The sequence below is a fragment of the Sulfuricurvum sp. RIFCSPLOWO2_12_FULL_43_24 genome (assembly GCF_001829605.1).
In the GTDB taxonomy this organism is placed as follows: domain Bacteria; phylum Campylobacterota; class Campylobacteria; order Campylobacterales; family Sulfurimonadaceae; genus Sulfuricurvum.
On the sequence record NZ_MIBT01000092.1, the window covers coordinates 1 to 25,677 of the forward strand.

The following is a 25,677-nucleotide window of genomic DNA, read 5'->3' on the forward strand; positions in this document are numbered from 1 at the left end:
GTGTTGGTTCATTGTCTTTCATTAGGTTCTCCTCTAATATAGTGATAAGAATCGTAACAATATTAACCTACAAACGGTTAATGAATAACCGCTAAAATAATGCTTTAAGGTTATTGATTTTTATATCAATTTTGAGTTATTTCGGTCACAATCGATATTTTTTCAATTTTCTGTACTTTTAAACGATCCAAAATAAAAATAAAATCGTCAAAATAGGCTTTTTTGTCTCCCCGAATACTGACAGTATCATTTTCACTCAGCCCGGCGATCTTTTGAATGAGCGTCTCTTTGTTCACGATATCATGATTCCAATACAAAACGCCTTGATCATTAACACTGATCACGACTTCTTGTTTAGGTGTTTGGGTTGCACTTGCGGCTTTCGGGAGATCGAGTTTAATAGCACCCGATGCCACAAAAGTAGAAATCGTTAAAACAATCGCCAATAATACCAACACAACATCAATCAATGGAACAACATTAATACCCTCGGGACGTTTAAGCGCGCGCATCTTCGAATTTCCCCATCAAAAGATCGACTTTTCGCAAACATGCACTGTAGATCATCATAGAGGGAATCGCTACAAGGAGTCCCAATGCTGTCGCTTTGAGTGCCAGTGATAGTCCAATGATCACTGTGGAGGGTTCCATCCCCCCGCTTTGTCCGATTTCATAAAATACTACCATAATCCCCGCAACGGTCCCGAGAAGTCCGACATAGGGAGCGTTGGAACCGATCACGGAGATTGCGGTGAGGTTTTTGGTAAGTTCCGCTTCCGCTTGATTTTTAGTCATGTAATGGTCTAGATTAACGCTGCGGTAATAAAAAAACCTCTCAACACCATACGCCAGTGCGATCACGCTCATCATTCCCAAAATTCCCAAAGTCGCATAATCGACGACCAATTTTAATTCTTCCATGACACTTCCTACGCTTTTAATTTAAATGAAATGGGTAAAACGACCCGTGATTCTACCTGAGGCTTCGGAAGCGATTCACCCCCCAGCGTCGCTACCGCTTTAAGTGCCGCTTCATCAAGCAGCGGGAAACCTGAACTTTTAGAGATGAAATGATTTTGAAGTTTTCCGTTGGTTCCGATTACTATTGCGACCTCAACAATTCCTATATGGCCCATTCGACGGGCAATATTGGGATAGACAAGTTTTGATAGAACCGAATCGCGAATCATCCCGAAATTGGTTTTAACAAACTCTTTTTCGAGTTCTGCATCACTTTTAGCTGCTACAACATGTTTTGCTGCTTCTACCGGTTTCGGCGCAATCATCGATACAGATTCTACCCTTGCCAATACAGGCTGTTCTTTAACCACAGTTGGCGCTAATGCGGGAACGACAGCCGAAGAGGTTATGGAGGGTGTCAGTTGGGATAACTTCGGTTCGGTTCGGCTCGATGGCACTGTCTGTTGCACCGAAGGTTTGAAAGCTGCCACAGGTTTGGATACCGTCGTTTGAGGGGATGAAACAACGGATGGCATAGGGCTCTGGAGTGAATTATCCTGATGCGTCAGCGTAGAAAGTTCCAATTCAATACTCATCGGTATCTCGATAGGTTTAACTTCATCTACAGCCAAGAGTGCCAAGACTCCAGCCACGAGAGCGTGTAAAACAATCGAAACCAAATACCCTTTTTGGATATTTAGGCTTTGGTTGATGGTCGTTGTTTTTTCGAGTACCATAGGAACACTCCGCTAAAGATAAAAAATAAAAGGCTGATAGCCAAAATATCCTCCCAAATCCACATCCCTTTATCACCCAAAAGAGCTTTGCCCGTATGCAGATCAATATTAAGTTTTTTCAAGGTAACGGCATCACCATCATTACAGGCTTTACGCTCCGGGAGATTCACCTCTTCCCACTCTTGGGCTTCAGACTCATAACTCATCATCCCCTCTTTACTCACGGCGTAAAGGAGATCGTTCTGCGCCATAACATCCCAAATGTCAGCTTCGAGAATGGATTCGTAAGCTCCCTCATTTTCGATGAACACCCCTTTTTTGGTTCCGATGACGACCTGATCATTCCATAGAGTAATCGATCGGATGTCATCTTGGGCGAATTCCTCAACTTCTTGAGTCTTTCCCTCTTTTTGGATAATTAAACCATTTTTATATCCGTAATATTCCGCTCCGTTAGGAGCGACAAAATAAACGCGAAGCTCACCTTGCATCTTTTTTTTCTCTGACCAATAGCCCGGGAAATAACTGCTCGAGATAGCATATTCATCAAGTTTGAGCGCTTTTCCGTGCGCCAAAAAAATGGTCGTCAATCCAACGATCAAAAGCGGCAAAGCAAATGCCACCCCCAACCAAATATGCCATTGACGAAGCTCGCGTTTAAATTTATTCATTAGAATTTACCTTCCAGTCCAATAAAGAACATAACATTCGAATATTCTGTTTCTGTCGTCACTTTCGTAATATTTCCGGTTGTTGCTGAAAATTCGGTATCTTTCTTATCTTTTTCAACTTCAGTTATATTTTTCGCCGAAATTCTGAGATTCAGCTCTTTTGTCAACTTTTTAAGTGCATACACATCGACGATAGTACGGGCAGTTTCGGTTTTGAGTTTCGTTGCCGATTCATACACTTCAAATCCATCTAAATAGTTATAAGCAGCCCCGATAGTCAGCCCTAAGGGGGCAATTTTTTGATCAAACCCGAGGTTAAGTGCGTATTCCGGTACATCTTTGAGTTTACGCTCGATTCCATCACTTGCGGTAGTGATTTTCCCATTCATAAATGAAAGGTTTCCATACACGTTGAGTCCATCCATATATTTGGAAAGATCCATTTTGGCATCAAACTCAACACCATAAAGTTTTGCATCTCCCATATTCATCGGTTTTTTATAGTAAAATCCGTCATTCTCTTGAAGTGTCGTCGATTCGATTTTGTCTTTGATGTCCCGATAGTATCCGTTAACCGCTAACACGCCCGTATTCCCCGATAAATAGTATTCCAAACTCGTATCATACGAAATGGCTCTTTCGGGTTTGAGATCAGGGTTCCCCGTTTCATACGGGTTCAGTGACGTCCCCGTCGTACCTGATTTGATAAAATTAGTCAACTCATCAAACTTCGGACGTTTTGCTTTTTGAGCCACACTGGCGCGAAAATGAAGATCCTCTTGCATCCGCCACAAATAGTGGAGTGACGGGTTCCAAAAACGGTAATCACCCTCTTTTGAAACACCGTTGGAATCGAGCGACTTTTGGGTAAACTGTTCCATTCGAAGTCCCGGAGTAAGGACATGCGCATCACCGATATTCCATTCATCCATCACATACGCTTGGAGTGAATCTTCATCCATTTTGAGATTGTCAGCTATCCCTGTTTGAACGACGCCGTTCTTAGATTTATCGCTTTCAAAATCTTTTAACGAATATTCGATCCCCGATTTGATAAAGTTAGAGTCCCACAATACAAACGATGCGTCGGCTTTGATTTTATTTTCGGTCTCCGTAATTTTTTCATACTCCGTCGCGGCAGTATTAACAATATTGCCGTTACTCACCGTCGTTGTTCTGGTCAATGTCGATTTATCTTTTTCTTCACCGCCACGGTTGATCATTGCCGTAATACTGTATTTTTCACTTGGCGAAAATGTCGTCTCATATTTGAGCATGATACGCCCGTTGTCTCGATCTTTATCCTCTTGCTCGTCAGTATAGATCAGTTTGTCCAATACGCCAAGTGTTCCTGTATCTTCGGTATTGTCTTTGGTTTTATCCTTTTTTTCGGTTCCGGTAATAAAATAACCGCTCAATGTAAGACGGTTTTTATCATCGAAATCGTAGTTGATTTTCGGAATGATGCTCAACTCGGTATTTTCCCGTTTTTCTACTTCGTATTCGGTTTTAATCGAGGTCATGGCTCCTGTAGTCGCGTTATACCCAAGTTCAAGCTTGTCTTTAGGTTTAATCCACGGTCGATCTAGGGCATTGATACTAACAATGTAACTTAGTTTGTCGTATTTGTTTCCAAAGCTCAAATACGCTTCTTTACCGGAGGTGCCATCTTGATTCGCGTAGGTGGCACTCCAATTCCCTTTAGCTTTATTTGGGGCATCTTTGAGAACGATATTGATCGTTCCTGCCACTCCATCACTGTTATACTCCGCAGTCGTCTGACGAATAATCTCGATCCTCTCAATCATGTCGGCACTCAGACGGCTCACCTGCATCTGACGATCTTTTTTACCATCCGCAATCGGTTCACCGTCGATCAATATCTGAGTATACCCTTTATCGGCACCGCGAAACCGAATGTCTTCGACATACCCGGCAGGTCCGGTAAAGCCCATACCCGGCAGACGTTTGAGGACTTCTCCGATAGTCTGATCGTCGAAACGTTCAATTTCCTCTTTCGAGACAATAATTTTGGTCGTGGAACTGTTTTTTCTCCCCTCAATCGGGTCGTTCAAACGGGTTTCGTTTATCTCAACCTGTTCCAAAATATCATCATTGCCAGCACCAAACATCAATGAGCATGTCACAACACTCAATGCAATCGTTTTTTTCATCTTCATCCCTACTTTTCACTTTTACTTATGTATGGCTGGCTACAGGCAAGATGCTTTGGCTGGCTGATTAAATTATTTTTTTGCAGATAATTCTGCTAACTTTTTCAATTGTACCGGAGTCAAAATGGACTGAAATTCATTAAAAGCATCCAGTTTAAGATCAAGTGCCTCGCGTTTCATGGAGGTAATTTGATCTATCTTTTCTCTCACATCACTTTTTGTTTTTCCCTGCATAAGAGCCTTAATCACCTCTTTTTCAACTTTGGTGATTTTTATCATTTTCTCTTTGTGCGCTTTTTTCAATTTTGGCTCGATCTCTTTTTCAATCTTCGAAATTTGAGACCCATTTAACGACAATGGATTGTTTTTCGATTTCATAAACTTCATCGGGATTTCTATGAGATCATGTGATTTAAACGGCTTTGGCTTTTTATCATCGCCTGCCCATACTCCTGTTGTCAACAAAATACCTAAAAGTATTCCAAACACTTTTGACATACGTCCTCCTCATTAATGATAATTAATTTCATTATTAAAATAATAGCGGAAACGACACCAAAGTGTCAATAGTGATAAGCATTATTAAATAAATAAATGGTAAGTGATCAGCTTAATTTAAGAAAGCAAAGAAAGTATCGGGAGGAGCTTTACCAGCTCCCTTCTAGAGTAACGAGGAAATGGAAGCGGGAGTTTTCATGATCGATTTGAGTTTCACTCAGAACCCCAGAGCTATAACGTTTTGAGGTTGTAGTAATGCTCTCTTGGGTAATATTTTTGAGATTTAACCCTACTTTATAGGTGGAATCAAGCCGTTTGGATGCATAGAGGTCGAGTGCTCCGTGCCCCTCTTGGGATTCAGCGATGCCGCTAAGATCAATCGGATCATCGTATCCGCTCACATAACGATACGCAGCACCATACGTCAAGCGATACGCTTGCAGCCGATGATCGATTCCGATGTTATAGATATAATCATGTGTCCCTTTAATTGTCCGCTTGACTCCATCGGTAACGAGAGAGGAATTTTGAAAAGTTGCATTCGCGAATATACCTAAGCCGCTGACATACGATTCCAATGATTTTTTGAGTTCTAACTCCAAACTCCAAAGCTTCCCTTCACCCGCATTTCTTGGACGTTCGACATATCGACCCGACTCAAAGGTTGTCAGTTTTTCAATTTTATCGTTGATATCCCGATAAAAACCGCCGATACTCATAATCCCTTTATCCTCAAAGAAATGCTCATAACGGACTTCGTAACTGAGAGCGGATTCTTCTTTGAGATTCGGATTTCCGGTGACATCAGGGTGGTTAAGATCATTTTCATTGAGCGAGCTGTCTAGTGAGGAAGAGAGTTCATCAAGACGGGGAAGCTTTACCGTTTTGGCAACGCTTGCACGCAGATTATCATTCTCACTCAGTTTGTAAAGAGCATGAAAGGATGGAGCGAAATAGTCGATATCGATATTCTGATCGAACTGACGTACCGATCTCTCGAACCGAATCCCCGGAGTTAGCACTATTTTTTCATTCAATGCAATTTCATCTTGGATATACCATGATCCTTTATCCTCTTTCAAACGCTGATGCTCATCGGTATTAAGCGTTCCATTGGTGTATCCGATAACATCATCTTTTTGGTGGAGGCGCTTGATTTCGGCACCTGTTTTGATAAAGTGCTCATCCAAAGCGATCGAATAGCTCCCCTCAGATCCAAAAACTCGAAAGGATCCTTCATCATTCTGTTCATTGAGTGTTGTGGCATTATCGGTACGCGTGATTCCATCTGAAGTGTTTTGATGGTATTTGAGTTTCCACTCGATCAGTTCTGTTCCCGAGAGGTTGTGTATTCCTGAAAGTTTTGCCCAAAGCATCAAGGCATCCCCCGCATCGTGTTGAAGGAGCGTTTCATTAACACTTCCTACTCTATCTTCTACACTCTCTTTAACATAATCACTTCGATTCAAAGCTCCATCAAACATATATTTATCTTTGGACGATGGGGTGTAAATCAATTTGGTATTGAGGCTGAGGGAGCGGTAGCGTGACTCATTGTCATTATAGTCATCTCTCGTATCAGTATGAGTTGAAGAAGAATCATCCTGCGAATTATCCGAGAGCGTTGTATTAATAAGATAAGAAAGTTTCCCTTTTTTCCCCTCCTGCTGAGCAAACACAGAAACCATCGGTTCCCCTGCATACGCTCCGGCGGTGAGTTTGGCGATCGTTTTTCCCTCAGATGAGGGTTTTTTCAGAACGATATTAACAATCCCTCCCATTGATTCAGCACTGTATTCAGCCGAACCGTTGGTCATCACCTCCAAACGCTCAATCATATCGGGAGAGATGTGTTCGAGCGGATTTCCCCGCTTGGTAGATGAAACTTCCTCTCCGTCGATCATAACTTTCGTATACCCTTTGCCAGGCGATCCTTTTTTCCCTTTGCCCTCACTGATCGTCACACCCGGTGTCCGTTTGAGCATTTCTAAAGCATTCATATCACCGTATTGGGTTAATTCTTCGCCTTTGATGATACGTTTGGCTATCGAATTTTCTTTGCGCTCTTCGATCACGTTATAGGTCTCTTCGACTTCGATTTTATCGAGTTGAATGATCTCCTGTGCACAGGACAACGAGAGGGTACAGGTAAAAAGTATAAGGGGACGATAAAACAAAATATGCCTCGGGAATTCGGCGCAAAAGCACCGATTATTTGGTGAGAATCAGCTTATTGCCTTTGGTAATTCTCAAGGTATAGACTTCATTGCCGTGAACGATACGGATTGCATTATCGTTATTAAACAATGATTTAGACTCTATAACGATGCCATTATACTCAGATGAAGATGACGGTTCTATTACTCTATCTTCTTTTAACACGCTCGTCCGCTCCGTATAAGACGATGTATCGAAGCGTCAGACAAGCATTTTTGTTCTTTTTTGGTTTTCATTCAAAACTCCTTATTGAAATGAAGGGATAATTTGTTCCAACCACATCGTAATTCGGCCATCGGTCAATTTACTTTGGTTATCTTCATCAAGGGCTAGCCCAACAAATTTTCCATCTCGAAGTGCGGTTGATTCATCGAATTCATATCCTATGTTTTCCCACACACCGATAACCGTCGCACCATTTTTCGTAACAATATCATACACTGTTCCCATAGCATCTAGATAGTTATCCGAATATTCCTCTTGATCACCTAGACCGAAAAGCGCTACGCGCTTACCAGTCAAATCGAGTTTTGAAAACTTGTTTTCATAACTGTCCCAATCATCCTGAAGATCACCCTCACCCCATGTTGAGACACCAAAAATAAAATTATTGTATTCGCCGTAAAAATCGACACCGCATTCTTGTACATTATAGAGATCGACTTGATGATCACTCAACGTATTTTGAATAGAGACCGCAACTTTTTCGGTATTTCCGGTTGAGCTTCCGTAAACGAGAGCAATTTTAGACATGTTTTTCCTTTGTGCAGAATGTAAATGAATAGGGGATAATTTTGACCGGATTTTCATCGCTGTTTTTGATCAAAATATGACGGGTAAAATCATCCATTTTGGGGTAAACAAGATAATAAGCGTTGATCGATTCACGGCGCAGTTCATCAAATGCCGTATTGATATCTCCCTTGCGCAAATTCAATGAATCTGAATTCATCCGTTTCCATCGCGGATGCAAACGCGTCACCTGCCCTCCCGAAGAGATATGGATAAAACTCTCATCTCGCGTTACGATCGTCCCTTCTTGAGGCTTAATACGTTTAAAGACCGTTTGGGTAAACAACTCATCCAGATCAAGCATCATCTCAATTTTCCCATCCCGCATCATTAATGAAGCCAAAGCCGCTGAGGGATGAGTAAATCCGGGTGTTGAATACAAAATCCCTTTGTATCCCCCGGATGAGAGATAATCCCCTAACGGAGTATCGATACGCTGAAGAAATCGGTTAATCACTCCGCTCTCATGAATGAGAATCGTCACAATCGGTTGGGAAGTTTCAGGACGCAAACGATGCATCGGTAAAAAGGACATTACCTTATCTTGCAACAATGTATAGACATCCTCTTTCACCTTCGAACAACGAGAAAACTCAAAATGAGCCTCTTTTGGCAACACAGCATTAAGCATCGACAAAAACATCTTTCTCCGATTGCTCAAGGAATGAATATGGTAGCTGTGGGGCAGAATCTCTTTGACCCGACCGTCTTGTCGTACAAAACCGATCTTTCGCATGGCGTAGCTCCTATTTTTGATAACTGATATCATTTTATCAGAAATAGACTTCACTTGTCAATAGTAATAAGCATTATCATTATAAAGGATTGGCATGTCTATTTTGATTAATAGAGTTTGTTGCCAAGATTTGAACAATGGTATCAATGGTCATCAGATTATTTGACATTTCCTCCCCTATTTCGTTGAAAGATGAGCGCTCGCGAAAGAAAACAGGAGGTCGTACTTGAGGAGAATTCAATTGATGATTCGCTGACGCGAGCTAACTCTATGGAAGTGTAGCAAGAGAAGATTGTTCTGTCAATAGTGATAAGCATTATTATTTATAGAAGCGGATGGAAGTAATTTGTTCTCCGGGGCTTTACCCCGAAATTAAAGATATTACGCTCTTTGAGACATCTTTCCGATCTCTTTATCGACGAGATACAATCCGCGACCGTCCAGTCCGACAATATCCATCAAATCGAGGATTGAGCGGAACAAATGTTCCTCTTCATGCTGTTCAGAAACATACCATTGGAGAAAATTGAACGTCGAATAATCTTTCTCCGCCAAACACGCTTCTACTAAAGCGTTGATTTTAGAGGTAATGAATTTTTCATGCTCGAACGTTTTTTCAAACACATCATTAATCGATCCGAACTCATACGGAGGTTCTGCCAACGCACCGATGCGTGCCATTGCACCTGTTTCATTAACATAGGTGAAAAGTTTGCGCATGTGAGAGTGTTCATCATCACTGTGTGCTTCGAGAAATTTTGCCGAACCGGCGAGTTTTTGATGTCCACACCATGAACTCATTGCAAGATACAGATTGGCAGAGTAATCTTCGAGGGCGATTTGTTCGTTGAGAAGTTTGAGGATATTAGGCTTTAACATAAACAGCTCCTGAAATCAAGATTTGCTGGCTAATAGCTAATGCATTGGCTTGCGTAAAATAAGTATATCACAAAATATTTTACTTGCAACCACCGCTGCACGAAACACTACTGCATTTATTCTGACGGATCCCCTCCACCATTTGGGTGATCTGGCACTCACTGCATCCGCTCATTCCTTTTACACAAATAAAAGGGATATCGGACTTTTTTGCTTGACGTTTGAAGTGATCCATGGAGTTGTGTTTTAAAAAATCGGTCAACATGATGATCATATCGGTTTGCTGAGGAAGCTGTTTATGGGACGTTGAGTTGCGGCGACTGTCCCAGTGATGAGTTTTGGTTGCACCTAAAGAGAGCAAAAGAGATTGAAGTTTGGTGATTTTATCTCCACCGATAACCAGTACTGACATCAGAAAATCCTTTATTGATAACTTATATCAAAATTCTAGCTCCATTGTCCTTAAAGTTTTATGATATTGATAAGAGATATCAAATATCTCTTCACTTCTTTATCTTACATTTTGTGCTACTATTTACCATTACTATTAATTCAAGGAGTCATGATGCGTCAATATGAAACTTACCACTGTAATACGTGCGGCAACGAAGTCGAAGTCCAAAACGTCGGAGGGGGAACCCTCGTCTGCTGCGGCAATGAGATGGAGATGATAACTCTGAGTCTCACCGCAGTAAACCTGATGAAAGCGTTCGGCGGAGAGAGTATGGCACGCAACAAATACGAGTTGTTTGCCGATATCGCCCATGATGAGGGGTGGCATGCGGTAGAGCGCCATTTCCGTGAATCGGCGTTTAACGAGATGTACCATGCCCGTGCCCAGTATAAAGCATATCATAAACTCATACACGGCTGCGAAGTGGATGCAACGGCTGAAAATCTCGACAGCGCGATGGGTGGAGAGAACTACGAGCACACGGTCATGTATCCCGGATTTGCCGAAATCGCAACTGCTGAGGGGCATAAAGATTTAGCCCGTCTGTTTACTGCCATCGGCAAAGTCGAAGTGGAACACGAACGTGAATACGCTGCTCTTAAAGAAGCTCTCATCGCGGATGGATTCTTTGCCAGCGAAGAAGAGGAGATTTGGGTCTGTGAAGTGTGCGGACATATCCACCGAGGGAAAAAAGCACCGGCAGCATGTCCTCTGTGCAAAGTAGGACGCGAGTATTTTAAACGGGAACATATCCTCTAAATATTCCCCACTGTTTCCCCCCATCGGGGAAAGGAAATTATTATGAAAGAACTTTGCAAACTCAAAAAAGTCGATTTGACCTCATCAATCCAAAAAATCATCAAAATTACCAATAAGCCAAAATATATCTGTACTAAATGTGCCAGAGTTGCGAATGACAAAAAGTATTTGTGTGATCCGAAGAAGATGAAAGAAAAATAATGATTAGATAGCTATCTTCTCACTCTCTATATGCTCAAACAATTCAGCTCGGAGTTTTCTACGAGGAACCAAATCGACATCTCTTCCCAATACCGCTTTGATCTTCTCTTCGAGTTCGATAAATCGGAGCAAATCAGGAGTATCGGAAAAATCGACGAGTAAATCAACATCACTGGATATACTCTGTTCACCACGGGCAAATGAACCGAAAAGTGCAAGTGATGTAATGTGATAACTTTGCATTATTTCGGGTTTTAAAAGGGTGAGTTTTTCTAAAATTAGCTCTTTTTCATCCATGATGACTTCCCTTTCAAAATATTTGTCTTATTGTAGCATATACTTATTCTCCATTCTCAAATATCAAGTTTCTTATAAAAGTTATTTAAAGGATGAGATGTATACTATATGTTAGAATTTATGTAAATTTACTATTAATTTGGAGGTATTTGCTTGAATGATAAAAAGATTATTCCCCATAAGGAAACTGGTCAACCTATCGTCGCTACTATCAGCTCGGCAAGAATTGCAGAACGGAATATAGATGAATTAATAGGTTTATGTAAAGGTATGATTGCTGATGGTTCTATTGTCCAGGCAGAGGCAGATTTTTTACTTCATTGGATGGAAGCAAACCAAAGCGCGGCACATCAATGGCCGGCAAATATTTTATACTCACGCGTTAAGGAATATCTTGCCGATGGTGTTTTAGATGAAACAGAAAAAGAAGAACTTTTTACACTTTTAAAACAGATTACAGGCGGTGAAAATGTAGCCGATACGGTTCAAAGTATGGCATCTAATCTGCCACTACATGCCCCTCCACCTGATATTGAATTCGAAAACCGCATTTTTTGTCTTACTGGGACATTTACCGTAGGTTCACGTGACAATGTAACCAAACTTATCGAGAGTAAAGGGGGGAAATGTGTAAAAGCTCCTACCCAAAAAACGGACTATCTTATAATTGGTATTATCGGCAGTAGAGATTGGATACACTCAACACATGGCAGAAAAATTGAGATGGCTATGAAGTTGAGAGATACGGGTGAAGTTTCAATCCGTATTATTTCGGAAGAGCATTGGATTAAATTTATTTAAGGAAAAAAATGAAAGTAACAACAACTATAGAATATTATGAACATGGCGGTGCATTAGTAAATAGTGATAAAGTCGAGTTTATCCCATTTATTGGGCAAATCATTGAAAATCAAGTTATCAATGCACAGCAAAAGCTTGGGAAAAAGATACTCCTAGGGATGATTCTGTTATTGAAGCCGTAAATGCTTACTATAAGTAATTAAGCTTTTATAGAAGTGTATTTCTCTACTTTTGTGATTTTTTAGTTATTTACGCTAAAATTTTCTTCAAAATAGTTATGAAAATTGAGGAGATATTATAGTGGAAGTATTATTAATTGGTCTTAGTATAGGTTTTGTTTTTTTGATGATTGTAGGTGTCCTTGGGCTTATCCAGCCAAGTCTAGTAAAGCAACAAACTCGAACTAAAGTATTTCTCACTTATATTATTCCTGCTTTTGTAATTTTCATTGCAATTGGAATTATGGCACCCAAGAATACTCCCGCCAATATCGACAATCAGAATATACCACTTAGTGAGCGCTATGGTGATCCAAGTGCGAATACTCCCGCCAATATCGACAATCAGAATATACCTGATAGCATCGATTATAAAATTATTAGGGACGAAGAATCTGTACTTCATATTAAACGTGTTGTTGAAGTTCTTCTTCCAGAGCGTGTTGATGAGTCCACCCTGAAGGTTTTGGCTGAAAAAATTTATAAAGACGGATTTGAGCGAACCTTTATTGGATATAGAATTAATGGGGAAGATAAGGATGGAGCATATTGGGCAACTACGAACTACGATCCTGATCTAAAAATCACATTTATAGGTTTAAAAAAGGCGGCTCACAACGACTTAATAAAATCCGAACTCCAAGTTGATGGTGAGCTTATTGGTAAGTGGTTAGTAAACTACGGATTTGAGTACAAAACTGCCTTTTACAAAAAAGGCGATCAGGTTATGATAAAAACCGCATTTGATGACGGTAGTAGCGAAGATGTTAAGCTGTCAAGCAATGAAATCAACGGTCAAGTTCGCTACTACGATGAGGGTGGAAAAGAAAGAGGGGAATATTATATTATTGCTTCCAATGGTGATCTCCAATTTTGGAGTAAAAATGGAAATTATTATACTGCCCCAAAGGGATTTTAAAGAAAGTAATTATGTATTAAATCTTCACTTTTCTAAGATTAAATTACAAATAGAGAGCTGGATTCCCGATCAGGTCGGGAATGACGGAGTTATGTCATCCTAAACTTCACGTGCCCTTTAGGGTAGATTCAGTATCTCAGATTGCGGATCAAGTCCGCAATGACGGAGAGTATCAAGCACGGAATGACGAGAGTTACTTTTTAAACATCTCATAACGGTACTGTGTCATCGGGGTATCTTCACGGTTCCCCCACTCTTTCATCGACGCATCGTACAAGCGGACATTTTTATATCCGAGTACGCCACTGAGGACGAAATAGTTGAATGACGTCTCCAACCCTCCGGTACAATAGACAAGTACCTCTTTGTTTTTATCTAAACCGTACCCCTCTTTGAAAACACTCTCCAACATCGCTTTAGGTTTAAGAATATACTCTTTATCCACGGAGTAATTCCATGAATAGCTCATCCCCCCTTTGATATGACCGTTACGTTTAACCGTAGGTGTTGGAGTAACCCCTAAGTACATATCAGACGGACGTGCATCGATCATAGGGAGTTTTCCCAGTTTACTTTTGACATAACCGATATCGGCAATCTTGCTTTTATCGATCGATGCTTTAAATGCCGTCGGTTTGATGATCGGTTCGGCTTGGGTCAATTCGAGTTTACCATTTTTCCATGTTTTCAATCCACCATCCAATAATGCAACGTTTTTAATCCCGTGATAGTTGAGTGCCCAATAGATATAACTGGTTTTCAATACATCTTTGGGATCGCTGATCGGTGCATAGAGGACAACATCTGTTTTTTCATCGATTCCCAACGCTGAAATCTCTTTTTCGATCTCCGCTACCGGACGGATGGAGAGAAAAGTACCGTTATCGAATCGCCATTTTCCAATTGCGGTATGTGCCGCATTGGGAATATGTTCTAAACCGTATACATCCCCTTCCGATACCTCGATAATACGAAGATTACTATCGTTTTTATGTTCATTCAGCCATTGCGGAGTTACCAACGGCTCGATGGCCAAGAGTGATACAGCACTCATTAAAATAGCGGTGAATATTTTCATTGTGATTCCTTATAACAATTTTGACAATCATAGAGAAGTTTCTCTTAAAGGATAATTTTTTTCCTTTACTAAATTCATTAGCAAATATTTAAACTTTGTTTACTTTTTTGTTACCGAAAAAGGAATACTATGATGGTATGAAAAAACATTCATTAGTAATACTCCCATTTTTTCTCTTGGCGAACCTCTGGAGTGGTGATGATATCCTCCTTTCACCCCAAAAACAAGAGATACTGCGTCAGCAACGCACTCTACTCGAATCCGAACATGAAAAGCTTCGCACGAACTGGATAGCGCCTCTCAACCTCAATGCCTCCTACAGCTATGACAAAAGTGCTACGGGCGATTATCACAGTGATACCGAAAATCTCTCCGCTTCGATCTCCCAAGATATTTTTCGATCCGGCGGAATCACCTATCAAATACGTTATGCCGACGCCAAAAAGCAAAGTGCCCAGATAGCGTACCAACAACAAATCGCGATATTGAATCAACAGCTCTTTTTGGCACTCATAACCTACCAAAAAAACAGTGTTTTACTGGAACAAAGTCAAAAACGGCTCGATAACAAAGAGATCGAAATCTTTATCAAACGCCAGCTCTACGATGCGGGAAAAGTCGATATAACCGAGCTAAACAATGCGTTTATGGAAAAAAGCAGTGAACTAAAAACGATTACTTCCCTCAAATATGCCCTCAGCGAACAGCGTTTTGAGATGGCAAAGGTCAGTGATATTTCTCCTGAAAAATTTCAGATCCCTCGATTTGAAGTGATCGATAAAGAGGAGTATTTATCAGGGCAGTTTGATCTGCAATATGCGCAGGCACAAAGTACAACGCTCAAAAATCTCTATGAGGTAACGGCCACGAATTACCTCCCCAGTGTTGCCCTCAATGGCTCCGTCGGATACCGTAATTATGACCCCAAAGAACTCAGCGGAGCCTACAGTGGAGATTATTACAGTGCAGGTTTACAGCTCACACTGCCACTCACCTATAATGCCTCAGCTACAATCCAAGAAGCCCAAGCCACCTATCTCCAAGAAGCAGCCAAAGAGGCCGATAAAAAAAGAGAACTGGGTGCCGAATATGCCCAAGTGATTGAAAAAATCAAAAATTATGAGGAGTACATCACGATCACGTCTCAAAACCTTATCCTCTACGATGAATTGATCCACGCGCTCCAAGCCGGAGTCAATGCCGGAACGAAAACAGGATACGATTTACAAACTCTCAAAAATACCAAGGCAATTGAAGAGTTGGAGATCAAAATCAATGAGATTAATATCCAAATCGAGCTTGCCAAACTCCATTTTTCCCTTAATCCTTCGAAGGAACTTTTATGAACTCTACGACTGACTCGATTGAACAAACCCTCGGACTGAATACTCCAAAACAATCATCCCTCAAAAAATATCTCCTGATTGGAGGGGCACTAGCCCTTTTAATCGGTGCCGTATGGTTTGGTATAAAAAGTTCTGCATCCTCTAAAACCGTATACATCACAACCCCTGTACAAATAAAAGAATTAACCACCACCGTCTCGGCAACGGGGAATCTGGAACCAACCAATACCATCGATGTGGGGATTGAAGTTTCAGGAACCGTTACTGACGTCCTCGTTGATTATAATGATCGGGTAAAAGTAGGTCAGTTAATGGCCCGTTTAGATACCACAAAACTCTCTTCTAAAGTTACCAGTTCCAAAGCTGCCCTGCTCCGTTATCAAGCCAATATATCAGCGGCGAAGGCATCTCTAGCGAATGCCAAAAACGAGTTTGAGCGTGTCCACAAAATGTACGCCTCTACAGGAGGAAACTATCCGTCTAAAAAAGAGGTCGATGAAGCCGACAATGCGCTACTTTCAGCAAAAGCCGGTTTAGATGCCGCAATAGCCCAATCAGCACAAGCCCATGCAGAACTTGAAGCCGATGAAGACAATCTTCGTAAAGCCATCATCGTCTCACCAGTAGATGGAATTATTTTGGAGCGAAAAGTGGAACCGGGACAAACGGTTGTTGCCTCGATGCAAACACCTGTTTTATTTAAAATGGCAAAAAATCTGAGTACTATGAAAGTGATCGTCAGTGTCGATGAAGCCGACATCGGTGAGGTCAAAGAGGAGCAAAATGTAACCTTTAGCGTCGATGCCTATCCAAACCACCTGTTTAAAGGTGTCATTACTCAGCTGAGATTGAACTCTCAGATGGTTAATGGCGTAGTTACCTACGATGCAGTCGTCGAAGTACCCAATACGGATTTAAAACTCCGCCCGGGTATGACGGCAACGGCACAGATCATCACCGGCGTTTTACCGAATGTCCTCGTCGTACCTAATGCAGCACTACGTTTCACCCCTCCAAAATCGAAAGAGGAGAAGACAGAATCATCTCAAGAGACGAAAAAACAAAACGAAAAATCAGTATGGATACTCAAAGAGAAACAACCCTCACCACTCAACGTCAAAGTCGGCAAAAGCGACGGCATCTCAACTGCCATCAACTCTTCACAGCTCAAAGTAGGTGACAGGGTTATCATCGGTCTAAAAGAAAATGGAGAATGACGGTGCTCCCTTCTTGCGTCATCAGCTTTAGTGGTGTCACCAAATCTTACGGGGAGGGCGAAGCAACCGCCTATGCTCTGCGCGGTGTTGATTTGGAGATTAAAAGCGGTGAATTCGTCGCGATTATGGGACCCAGCGGATCGGGGAAATCGACGGCGATGAATATCATAGGATGTCTTGATACCCCATCACAGGGACAATATCTTTTTGAGGGAATCGATGTCGGCGGCCTCTCACGCGATCAACGAGCTCTTCTTCGTCGCAACTACATCGGATTTATCTTTCAAGGGTTCAATCTGCTGGGAAAAACATCAGCCGTTGAAAACGTCGAACTACCGCTGCTCTATCGAGGATTCCCTGCTGATGTTCGCAGAGTAAAAGCCCTTGAAGCCCTTAAAAGTGTCGGGCTAGAACACGTCGCCCACCACACTCCGGGTGAACTCTCAGGAGGCCAGCAGCAGCGTGTCGCTATCGCCCGCGCGATCGTTACCGATCCGCTCGTCCTCCTCGCCGATGAGCCGACCGGAAATCTTGACACCGCAAAAAGTATCGAAATCATGGAACTGCTCCGATCGTTTAACCGTGATAAAGGGATTACGATCATTATGGTCACCCATGAAATCGACATGGCAGCCTATTCAGAGCGGACAATCCATTTTCGTGACGGACTCATCGACAGGGGGACCCGATGATCTGGAACGCTTTTATTTTAGCTCTACGTGAAATTCGCCGAAGTGCTATGCGCTCGATCCTCACCACACTGGGGATCGTTATCGGGGTTGCTTCGGTTATCGCTATGGTGATGCTCGGAGATGCCACCACCGCCTATGTCTCCAACAGCATCTCCAAACTGGGAACCAACATGCTGATCCTCCGTCCGGGTCAGGATCGCCGAGGTCCCAGAAGTGAGGATACTACCGCCAAACGTTTTAACCACGATGATCTCCAAGCGATTCATCGTGAGATTACCGATATCCGAGGAGCCGCACCGATAGGCTCCAAAGGGGTTCAAGCCGTCTATGGCAATCAAAACTACTCCACTACAATCGATGGGAGTGATAACGACTATTTCACCGTTAAAGACTGGGTATTTGAATCGGGGCGGATATTTGCCCCAGCAGAGCTGCAAGGGGGAAAAGCAGTTTGTGTCATCGGTGAAAGTGTCCGTAAAGAGCTTTTCGGGGATCAAGATCCCATCGGCGCTTCCATACGTCTTGGAACCTTCTCCGCGCAAGTAATCGGGTTACTCAAACCTAAAGGGGCTTCGATGTTCGGGATGGATCAAGACGATATCATCATTGTCCCTATAAGGCTACTACAGCGACGGGTGAGCGGTAATCAAGAAATCTCAATGATTCTCGTCTCGGCATCATCTCCAGCCGTGATCGAAAATGTCAAAGCCTCCCTCACCGCCCTTTTCCAAGAGCGCCGTCGTATCAAGCTGGGCGAGGAAAATGATTTCAGTGTCCGTGATATGCGAGAAATGGTACAGACCCTCACCTCTACCACTAAAATGCTCACCCTCCTCCTTGGTGCAGTTGCTACCATCAGCCTCCTCGTCGGGGGGATCGGAATTATGAACATTATGCTCGTCTCCGTCACAGAGCGTACTCGTGAGATCGGAATACGGCTCGCCATCGGGGCATTGGAGAGGGAAGTATTACTCCAGTTTTTGGTCGAAGCCATCGTCCTCTCATCTTTGGGCGGTGTGATCGGTGTTATCTTGGGGATTGGTTTTGGGGTGGGGATCAGTATCTTTTTCGATCTGCCACTGGTCTTTAATACTTCGATCGTTATTATCGCTTTTTTATTTTCTACCCTCGTCGGGGTCGTATTTGGTTATTTTCCCGCTCGAAAAGCGGCACGGCTCAACCCCATCGACGCTTTACGATATGAGTAATGTGCCGATATTATTTACAACAGTCCAAAAGGAGCTACTATGCAAATTGGAACCGGAACATCGATCAACCCTTACAGCCAAAGTGCTCTGGGATTGAAAGAAAAAGAGAGTGAAGAATTTAAAGAAAAAATCAAAAGTGGAGAGATTTCAGGTAAAACCCTCTCCCAAGCCTATCTTGTCGAATACAGCCTCAAAATTGAGAGTTATTCTTCGAATAATCTCCAAGCCCAAAGCGCTCCGTTTGATCTGAATAAAGTACGGGATATTTTAAGCTCCATCGATTTTGAAGCGATCGGTTATACCGGCAAACCGATTGCCGATATGAGCCCCGATGAAGCCAAAGAACTGGTGAGTGAAGAGGGTTATTTCGGGGTAACCAAAACATCAGAGCGTTTAGCGAATTTCGTTCTAAGTGGGGGCGGTGATGATTTGGAACGTTTGAAAGCAGGTCGGGAGGGAGTTATTCGCGGATTTAACGAGGCAGAAGAGATGTGGGGAGGAAAGCTTCCCGAGATCTCCTATGAAACCCTCGAAAAGACTCTCGCTAAAATTGATGAGAAGATTACTGCTCTGGGTGGAAATGTTCTCGATACTACCGCCTAAAATAAAAGAGTCAATCTCTTTTTATTTTCTTTATTGAGCACTACGACAATGAGGGCAAGTTTTAGCGGCAAGAGGAATTTCCATCGCGCATTCAGGACAAACTTTAGTGGTAGGAGCTACCGGCTCAGAAGCAGGTTCTGCGGCTTTGAGTTTGTTATATGCTTTCACCATCATGAACATGACCCATCCCAAAATCAAAAATGAGATCGTGTCGTTAATAAATACACCCAATTTGATTGCAGGAGCTCCCGCTGCATCCAAAGCTGCTAATGAAACATACTCTTTGCCATCCAATGCAATAAAGAGAGATGAAAAATCAACTCCTCCCATCAGCAATCCGACCGGAGGCATAATAATATTGGCAACCAGTGACTTAACCACGGTTGCAAATGCCGCTCCAAAGATAAATCCGACTGCCATATCTACAACATTTCCGGTGATGAGAAACTGTTTAAACTCTTTGAACATGGGAAACTCCTTTTGCATATTTTGAAAGATTCTAACATAGAAATGTTTGTGAAACATGTGCTTTGCACCTATCAATACGTTCCAATTCCCTACACTTCAACAAAAAAATTCCAAATGTTTGTCTCAATCAATCCATTGTTTACATTTTTTGGGAATGATAGATTATGAATTTATTTTCTATCCCGATACAAGTTACCTAAGCCTATGATATATCGATATTTAACTCTTATATGTTTACTTCTCACCCTATCTTCACACGCAGAAATCGATAAAAACGGACTTGATAAACTCAATGTCGAAGCACTGCTGGTCAAAGAGCTCACATCCGGTGAAGTGATTTATTCCAAAGAAGCCCTCAAGGAGGTCAAACCGGCCAGTCTTACCAAGATTATGACTGCTATGCTGGCGATTGAACAGGGGAATTTGGATCGTCCGGTGACGATCACCGCAGAGATGATAGCCGTCGAACCGACCAAAGCGGGCTACAAAGAGGGAGAGGTTATTCGTCTCGAAGATCTGATCAAAGCAGCCATGATCAAATCCGATAACGATGCGGCAATGGCGATTGCGATCAGCGTGGGGGGAGATCTAAATACATTTGTCCAGATGATGAACCTCAAAGCTGCTCAAATCGGTATGGACAATACTTTTTTCACCAATCCTTGCGGCTTTGATATCGCTAACCACCATTCAACCCCGATAGACCTTCTGCACCTTGCAGAATATGCCATTCAAAACTCTCTTTTTAACGATATCACCCGACAGAATCAACATATTTATTACTCACTCAATACGAATCGTAAATTTGTTGCCAAAACCCATAACTATCTTTTGAATCGCTACGAATATGCGGTAGGAGTTAAAACTGGTTACACCTCTAAAGCAGGCCCTTGTCTCATCGCACGTGCCAAAAAAGAGGGGAATGACTGCCTAATCGTGATGCTCAACTCGAAAGAAAATCGCTGGAGTGTAGCTCAACAGATTTTTGAACAAGTGTTTTTATTACCTGTCATCGAATATTGGGAAGAGGTATAGACAGATAGCATGATATAATTCGCAACATGAATAGCGAACACCCCATCTTCCACATTGACCCAACCCCTACCTTGCCGACACGCCAATGCCGATTTATGGCCCGTGTTATGGGGTACTCACTTAGCTACGGTCACTACGCTATCGCTTTGCTGATATGGTGGAAAAGTGATTGGTTTATCGCCATTGGAGCTTTATTGCTTGGGTTTATTGTTTTCGGGATCATCCGATCCAAACTCCGGAATGACTCAATTCCCCCCGCTCAACGCGAAACACCTTACAATGACTATGCAATCGCAACATGGTATTTATCGCGTATAACCTGCTTCACACTTCCAAAGGAATAAATAAATATGGCATTAGTCGACCTCCTGAATGTTAGCAAACACTACGAAGCCCAAAAAATTTTAGAGAATATTAACTTCCACATCGATGAGGGTGAGAGGGTCGTTATCGTCGGGAAAAACGGAAGCGGCAAATCGACGCTGATGAAAATCGTCCACGGATCACTCGATACCGATGCGGGTGAGCGGATAAACCGCCAAGGGATTGAGATCAAAATGCTCTCCCAAGTGCCGAAGTTTGATCCAAGCCACAACGTCCGCGAAGCGATCGAAGCGGGGCTGGGAGAGCTCAAAGCGGCACGGGTGCGTTTCGATGAGATTTCCACCCTCCTCTCTATGGAATTCGATAATGAAACGCTCCTTCAAGAGCAATCACACCTCACCACCTTTCTCGATCATCACAATGCATGGAATCTCGATGATAAGATCGAGCGGATTATGCACCACTTTATGCTCAAAGAGTATGAGACAAAAAATGTCGAACTCCTTAGCGGAGGGGAGCAGCGCCGTGTTGCCCTTGCCTCATTGTTACTGCTCAAGCCCGATATTCTCCTCCTTGATGAGCCGACCAACCATCTCGACGTCTACATGGTGGAATTTCTCGAAGAGTTGATCCTCAAAGAAAAATTCACCCTCCTTTTCATCTCGCATGACCGTTACTTTATTGATCAGGTAGCAACGAAAACCATCGAAGTGGAAGATTGCGCCCTGAGGGAGTTTAGCGGCGGCTACAGTAACTATTTGGAGCAAAAACAAGAGTTATTGCGCACCATGGCGCAACAGCACGACAACCTCCTCAAGCTTCTCAAATCTGAGAACGAATGGCTTCGCCGTGGGGTCAAAGCACGATTAAAACGGAATGAAGGACGAAAACAGCGGGTATTACAACTGCGTGAAGATGCCAAAAATAACCCAAGCCGTATCCGAAAAATGAAACTGGAGTTGGAGCGCGAAGCGAAACACTTTAATCGTGGAGAGGGAGTCAATCGCCAAAAAATGCTCTTTGAAGTCGAGCATCTCGGACTCACGTTAGGCAATAAACTCCTTATCAAAGACTTCTCCACCCGAATCCTCCAAAAAGACGTTATTGCCGTCGTAGGCCCTAACGGAAGTGGTAAATCGACACTTCTCAAGGCACTCCTAGGACGTCTAAAACCGACATCAGGGATTATTAAACAAGGAGAGCTAACGATCGGTTATTTCGATCAGCACCGTGAAATGCTCGATGATAATCTCAACCTCATCGAAACCTTTTGTCCCCATGGAGGCGATCGTGTCGATGCGCAGGGGCAGGATTATCATGTGTACGGCTATCTAAAAAACTTCCTCTTCCCGCGAGAGTTTCTCGATAAAAAAGTGGGAGTTCTCAGCGGCGGAGAAAAAAACCGTGTTGCCCTCGCCCTGCTCTTTACGAAAAAAGTGGACATTCTCATTCTCGATGAGCCGACCAACGACCTTGATATCCCCACTATCAATATCCTCGAAGAGAAGCTCCAAAACTTCCCCGGAGCCGTTATCCTTGTCAGCCACGATAGATATTTCGTCGATAAAATCGCCAAAAAGCTCTTCATCTTCAAAGGAGACGGCACCATCGAAGAGAGCTACAAGCCTTACAGCGAATACCTCGAAGATGAAAAAGAACTCAACGAAATAGATGCGATGGAGGCCGAGTTTTCCAAGTCTTTAACACCAACAGCTGTAATGCAGAGCGAAAAGCCGAAAGTATTCAAACTCACCTTTAACGAACAACGTGCCCTCTCAACACTCCCACTTGAGATCGAAGCGCTTGAGGCCAAGATTGATGAACTAAACGCCTCTCTCGCCGATCCAAAAAAATACGAGAAAATCGGAATCAGTATTTTGGCAGAAGAGTTGGAAAAAACAAAAGCGATCTATGAAGAAAAAGTGGATGAACTCTTAACGATTGAAGAAAAAGCAGAAGAGATCGAAGCACTCAAAAACAGCTAGTTAAGTACTTCTTTTTAATGTAAGGAAAGGATTAATACCTTCCTTTACCTTTTCCCATGCCTGAGCCCATTGTGCTATTTTGGTCTTGTTGCATCCCCTGCATCATACCTTTTCCTTTGCTCTTTCCTGAACCCATCATTCCTCCGCTTTCATCCATCCCTTTTTGTTTTCCCTGCATCATCCCCTGACCTTGACCGTAACCCATCCCTTTTTCCTGCTTACCCATCTCTTGTGAGACTTTTTCGGGAGCATTACCCTGCATCATCCCTTGACCGTAACCCATCCCTTTTTCTTGCTTACCCATCTCTTGTGAAACTTTTTCAGGGGCATTCATCATCTTCTCTTTCTCTTGCATCATCTTATGATTCATTTGACCTTTTTGATTCTGCATCATTGCCGGTTCTGCAAAAAGAAAAGTAGAGAATAAAGCCGAAGCCGACAATATACTTAGTAATACTTTCATGAGGTACTCCTTGAATATTTTTAACTATTGTAATGCAAAATTGTTAAAAGTGTATTAATTAAGTTTGACACCTATTAAAAATATGTATCACTTATTCGATATTCTTCGGAAAATTTAGCCGAAAACATGCCCCCGCTTCGTTTTGAATCAGCTTAACCGATCCGCCAAACTGTTCACTCAGGATTTTACGGGCAAAATAAAGCCCATATCCATGACCGTCATTTCTCTTTGTACTTATACCTGCTTCAAAAATCATCCTTGCCTGTTCATGTGTCATCCCATCACCGTTGTCGTGGATATCAACACTCACAGCCTCCCCGTCTTCCCATCCGCTTAGCGTGATTTTCTTGTCGATCCGATCTGATTTTTCAAGAGCTTCAATCGCATTTTCTATAAATACCGAATAAAGGTGAAGCAACCGACTACTGGGTACTTTGGTATCGATTGTCATCTCTCCGGAAAGATCAATCTCAAGCGTGATATTGGCAGTATTTAAATGAGGTTCCAAAAGACGTTTTACCTCTTCAACAGAGATTTTCACATTTACAACTCCGGCTTTATCACTGTGAAAGTGATACAAACTCTCTAAACTGTGGGAAAGATGCTCCAAAATTTCTTCACTCCGCCCCAATTCATCATCAATGCATTCGCACGATTGTTCTACCAATCTGCGACGCATTCGAAGCAAATAAGTGGAGAGAGTATGTAAAGGACGGCGCCACTGATGGGCGACAAAAGCGACCATCTCTCCGATTTGTGCCATACGTGCTTGTTGCAAAAACAATTTATCTTGTAAAGCTTTTTCGTCTTCAAGCTTTTTACGTTCCGTAATATCGGTACCGGTAACAACGACACCGATAATGTTATCCTCATCATAAACCGGATGATAGCGCACCAGTAAATAAACTCTCTTTGCATGAGCAAAAGTAAACCATGATTCGTAACTGACTTCTTCTCCCGCTAATGCTCGATCCAGATAGGGCTTGATTACATTATAAAAGACCTCTTTTCCCAATACTTCTTCTACATGGTGCCCTACAATCTCACTATAAGCGCGGTTAAGGGCTTTCACATATATTTTATTGACAGCACGATAAATATAATGTATATCCACAAAGGAAAGCCTGTTGTCCGTTTGATCGACGAGATTAAACAGATGCGTTTTAGAGGTATATTCGATAAATTGGTTCATGAAAGACGGTATCCTAATTTCGGTGTTGATTGGATATTGAGACCGACAACTTTTTTACGCAGATTACTCACAACAATTTTAAGGGCATTACGACTTATCTCCTGCGAACCATAGAGTGTATACTCTATCTCTTCATAACTGACAATCTTTCCTCGATGTTTGAGTAAAAGCTCCATTAATGAAATCTCCAAATGAGACAATCGTAACATTTTTCCATTTTGGAAAATGGCTTTGCTTTGAAAGTCATAATGTATATTTTCACTAATATCAATATTTTTTAAAATTTTATCTTTCTTGTGACGTTCCAATATTTGGAGCAATTGATCCAATTTCTTCAATGTAATAGGCTTAAGTAAATAGTCTTCAAGCTTCAAAGGAATAGCACCAAGAAGATAGTGTTGATGGGAATAAGAGCTTAATACAACAATAGGTATTTCCGAGTTATCGGCACGAATACGGCGGATGAACTCCAGTCCATCCATTTTTGGCATTTCGATATCAGTTAAAATAATATCCGGAGTTTTTTCCTGATACTTTTTCCACCCTTCCACTCCATCATACGCACTAATCACTTCACGAAATTTAGATTCTAATAAATATGATATATTGTCATTACTTTCTATATCGTCTTCAACAACCAAGATTTTTTTATCACTATTTCTAATATACATGATTCTCTTTATGAATTAATTTTCCTTATTTTAACCCAAAATAAGTTTAACGAAACCTTTTGCAAACCTAAAAATATTATTA

At 42.1% G+C, this 25,677-nt stretch carries 31 protein-coding genes; 13 read left to right on the forward strand and 18 right to left on the reverse strand.

The features are described 5' to 3' along the window. Positions 1-125 precede the first annotated feature (125 nt). The 12 genes from A3G19_RS08470 to A3G19_RS08520 form a co-directional block, all read right to left on the reverse strand. Entirely contained in the window at positions 126-512 is a 387-nt protein-coding gene (locus A3G19_RS08470; protein WP_294872007.1) for a biopolymer transporter ExbD, read from the reverse strand. Then, positions 499-921 (reverse strand): TonB-system energizer ExbB, encoded by a 423-nt coding sequence (exbB, locus tag A3G19_RS08475; RefSeq protein ID WP_294872010.1) that lies wholly within the window; start codon positions 919-921, stop codon positions 499-501. Before exbB ends, A3G19_RS08470 begins: the two co-directional genes overlap by 14 nt. An 8-nt stretch (positions 922-929) precedes the next feature. Continuing rightward, on the reverse strand, positions 930-1,697 hold the full coding sequence (locus A3G19_RS08480) for an energy transducer TonB (RefSeq protein WP_294872013.1): 768 nt from the start codon (positions 1,695-1,697) through the stop codon (positions 930-932). Beyond that, entirely contained in the window at positions 1,658-2,368 is a 711-nt protein-coding gene (locus tag A3G19_RS08485; RefSeq protein ID WP_294872017.1) for a hypothetical protein, read from the reverse strand. The genes A3G19_RS08480 and A3G19_RS08485 overlap by 40 nt, the downstream gene beginning before the upstream one ends. Continuing rightward, positions 2,368-4,542, reverse strand: a complete 2,175-nt coding sequence (locus A3G19_RS08490; protein ID WP_294872020.1) for a TonB-dependent receptor — start codon at positions 4,540-4,542, stop codon at positions 2,368-2,370. Before A3G19_RS08490 ends, A3G19_RS08485 begins: the two co-directional genes overlap by 1 nt. Positions 4,543-4,614: 72 nt before the next feature. Further along, positions 4,615-5,040, reverse strand: a complete 426-nt coding sequence (locus A3G19_RS08495) for a hypothetical protein (RefSeq protein WP_294872025.1) — start codon at positions 5,038-5,040, stop codon at positions 4,615-4,617. Positions 5,041-5,189: 149 nt separating this feature from the next. After that, on the reverse strand, positions 5,190-7,217 hold the full coding sequence (locus A3G19_RS08500) for a TonB-dependent receptor (RefSeq protein ID WP_294872029.1): 2,028 nt from the start codon (positions 7,215-7,217) through the stop codon (positions 5,190-5,192). Between the two features lie 34 nt (positions 7,218-7,251). After that, on the reverse strand, positions 7,252-7,422 hold the full coding sequence (locus tag A3G19_RS12135; RefSeq protein WP_015654002.1) for a hemin uptake protein HemP: 171 nt from the start codon (positions 7,420-7,422) through the stop codon (positions 7,252-7,254). Between the two features lie 81 nt (positions 7,423-7,503). Then, entirely contained in the window at positions 7,504-8,010 is a 507-nt protein-coding gene (locus A3G19_RS08505) for a flavodoxin (protein ID WP_294872031.1), read from the reverse strand. Beyond that, positions 8,003-8,785 carry a hypothetical protein gene (locus tag A3G19_RS08510; RefSeq protein WP_015654004.1) on the reverse strand — a complete coding sequence of 261 codons (783 nt, stop codon included), beginning with the start codon at positions 8,783-8,785 and terminating at the stop codon, positions 8,003-8,005. Before A3G19_RS08510 ends, A3G19_RS08505 begins: the two co-directional genes overlap by 8 nt. Positions 8,786-9,166: 381 nt before the next feature. Further along, on the reverse strand, positions 9,167-9,664 hold the full coding sequence (gene ftnA, locus A3G19_RS08515) for a non-heme ferritin (RefSeq protein WP_294872034.1): 498 nt from the start codon (positions 9,662-9,664) through the stop codon (positions 9,167-9,169). Positions 9,665-9,743: 79 nt separating this feature from the next. Then, the gene (locus A3G19_RS08520; RefSeq protein WP_294872036.1) at positions 9,744-10,076 is read right to left on the reverse strand and encodes a DUF2325 domain-containing protein; all 333 of its coding nucleotides are present in this window, start codon (positions 10,074-10,076) and stop codon (positions 9,744-9,746) included. A gap of 153 nt (positions 10,077-10,229) precedes the next feature. Between A3G19_RS08520 and A3G19_RS08525 the strand changes: the two genes are divergently transcribed. Next, positions 10,230-10,877, forward strand: coding sequence for a ferritin family protein (locus A3G19_RS08525; RefSeq protein WP_015654007.1), 648 nt, complete (start codon positions 10,230-10,232; stop codon positions 10,875-10,877). A 42-nt stretch (positions 10,878-10,919) separates the two neighbouring features. Further along, positions 10,920-11,078 carry a hypothetical protein gene (locus A3G19_RS08530; protein WP_294872039.1) on the forward strand — a complete coding sequence of 53 codons (159 nt, stop codon included), beginning with the start codon at positions 10,920-10,922 and terminating at the stop codon, positions 11,076-11,078. 3 nt (positions 11,079-11,081) lie between these two features. Here A3G19_RS08530 and A3G19_RS08535 read toward each other — a convergent pair whose 3' ends face one another. Further along, entirely contained in the window at positions 11,082-11,375 is a 294-nt protein-coding gene (locus A3G19_RS08535; RefSeq protein WP_294872041.1) for a nucleotidyltransferase family protein, read from the reverse strand. Between the two features lie 153 nt (positions 11,376-11,528). On the opposite strand from A3G19_RS08535, the gene A3G19_RS08540 reads away from it, so the two are divergent. The 3 genes from A3G19_RS08540 (at position 11,529) to A3G19_RS08550 (ending at position 13,313) form a co-directional block, all read left to right on the forward strand. Then, a complete protein-coding gene (locus A3G19_RS08540) occupies positions 11,529-12,176 on the forward strand; it encodes a BRCT domain-containing protein (protein ID WP_294872044.1) in 648 nt (215 codons plus the stop codon). 8 nt (positions 12,177-12,184) lie between these two features. Next, complete coding sequence (locus A3G19_RS08545) at positions 12,185-12,358, forward strand: hypothetical protein (RefSeq protein ID WP_294872047.1); 174 nt, start codon at positions 12,185-12,187, stop codon at positions 12,356-12,358. A 118-nt stretch (positions 12,359-12,476) separates the two neighbouring features. After that, complete coding sequence (locus tag A3G19_RS08550; protein ID WP_294872049.1) at positions 12,477-13,313, forward strand: hypothetical protein; 837 nt, start codon at positions 12,477-12,479, stop codon at positions 13,311-13,313. Positions 13,314-13,506: 193 nt separating this feature from the next. On the opposite strand, the gene A3G19_RS08555 is transcribed toward A3G19_RS08550, so the two are convergent. After that, on the reverse strand, positions 13,507-14,391 hold the full coding sequence (locus A3G19_RS08555) for a rhodanese-like domain-containing protein (protein ID WP_294872052.1): 885 nt from the start codon (positions 14,389-14,391) through the stop codon (positions 13,507-13,509). A gap of 137 nt (positions 14,392-14,528) precedes the next feature. On the opposite strand from A3G19_RS08555, the gene A3G19_RS08560 reads away from it, so the two are divergent. The 5 genes from A3G19_RS08560 to A3G19_RS08580 are packed head-to-tail and all read left to right on the forward strand — an operon-like array spanning position 14,529 to position 19,457. Then, on the forward strand, positions 14,529-15,737 hold the full coding sequence (locus tag A3G19_RS08560; RefSeq protein WP_294872053.1) for a TolC family protein: 1,209 nt from the start codon (positions 14,529-14,531) through the stop codon (positions 15,735-15,737). Then, complete coding sequence (locus A3G19_RS08565) at positions 15,734-16,954, forward strand: efflux RND transporter periplasmic adaptor subunit (protein ID WP_015654013.1); 1,221 nt, start codon at positions 15,734-15,736, stop codon at positions 16,952-16,954. Before A3G19_RS08560 ends, A3G19_RS08565 begins: the two co-directional genes overlap by 4 nt. A gap of 2 nt (positions 16,955-16,956) precedes the next feature. After that, positions 16,957-17,646 (forward strand): ABC transporter ATP-binding protein, encoded by a 690-nt coding sequence (locus tag A3G19_RS08570; RefSeq protein WP_294872055.1) that lies wholly within the window; start codon positions 16,957-16,959, stop codon positions 17,644-17,646. Further along, positions 17,643-18,854, forward strand: coding sequence for an ABC transporter permease (locus A3G19_RS08575; protein WP_015654015.1), 1,212 nt, complete (start codon positions 17,643-17,645; stop codon positions 18,852-18,854). The genes A3G19_RS08570 and A3G19_RS08575 overlap by 4 nt, the downstream gene beginning before the upstream one ends. Before the next feature lie 39 nt (positions 18,855-18,893). Next, positions 18,894-19,457: a hydrogenase-4 component G gene (locus tag A3G19_RS08580; protein ID WP_294872058.1), complete on the forward strand. Its 564-nt coding sequence runs from the start codon at positions 18,894-18,896 to the stop codon at positions 19,455-19,457. Between the two features lie 30 nt (positions 19,458-19,487). Here the strand turns inward: A3G19_RS08580 and mscL are convergent, their stop codons facing one another. Beyond that, a complete protein-coding gene (mscL, locus tag A3G19_RS08585) occupies positions 19,488-19,925 on the reverse strand; it encodes a large conductance mechanosensitive channel protein MscL (RefSeq protein ID WP_294872061.1) in 438 nt (145 codons plus the stop codon). Positions 19,926-20,129: 204 nt separating this feature from the next. Between mscL and A3G19_RS08590 the strand changes: the two genes are divergently transcribed. From A3G19_RS08590 to abc-f, 3 genes are read left to right on the forward strand one after another with little or no spacing between them, the layout of a single operon-like run. Next, positions 20,130-20,960, forward strand: coding sequence for a serine hydrolase (locus A3G19_RS08590; protein WP_015654018.1), 831 nt, complete (start codon positions 20,130-20,132; stop codon positions 20,958-20,960). Positions 20,961-20,986: 26 nt separating this feature from the next. Beyond that, a complete protein-coding gene (locus tag A3G19_RS08595; RefSeq protein WP_041192427.1) occupies positions 20,987-21,304 on the forward strand; it encodes a hypothetical protein in 318 nt (105 codons plus the stop codon). Between the two features lie 6 nt (positions 21,305-21,310). Continuing rightward, entirely contained in the window at positions 21,311-23,269 is a 1,959-nt protein-coding gene (gene abc-f, locus A3G19_RS08600; RefSeq protein ID WP_294872064.1) for a ribosomal protection-like ABC-F family protein, read from the forward strand. Positions 23,270-23,300: 31 nt separating this feature from the next. On the opposite strand, the gene A3G19_RS08605 is transcribed toward abc-f, so the two are convergent. The 3 genes from A3G19_RS08605 to A3G19_RS08615 all read right to left on the reverse strand — a co-directional run bounded on the left by A3G19_RS08605 (position 23,301) and on the right by A3G19_RS08615 (position 25,595). Further along, positions 23,301-23,732, reverse strand: a complete 432-nt coding sequence (locus A3G19_RS08605) for a hypothetical protein (RefSeq protein ID WP_294872066.1) — start codon at positions 23,730-23,732, stop codon at positions 23,301-23,303. A 91-nt stretch (positions 23,733-23,823) separates the two neighbouring features. Beyond that, positions 23,824-24,924 (reverse strand): ATP-binding protein, encoded by a 1,101-nt coding sequence (locus A3G19_RS08610; RefSeq protein WP_294872069.1) that lies wholly within the window; start codon positions 24,922-24,924, stop codon positions 23,824-23,826. Beyond that, the gene (locus tag A3G19_RS08615; protein ID WP_015654023.1) at positions 24,921-25,595 is read right to left on the reverse strand and encodes a response regulator transcription factor; all 675 of its coding nucleotides are present in this window, start codon (positions 25,593-25,595) and stop codon (positions 24,921-24,923) included. The genes A3G19_RS08610 and A3G19_RS08615 overlap by 4 nt, the downstream gene beginning before the upstream one ends. Positions 25,596-25,677 lie beyond the last annotated feature (82 nt).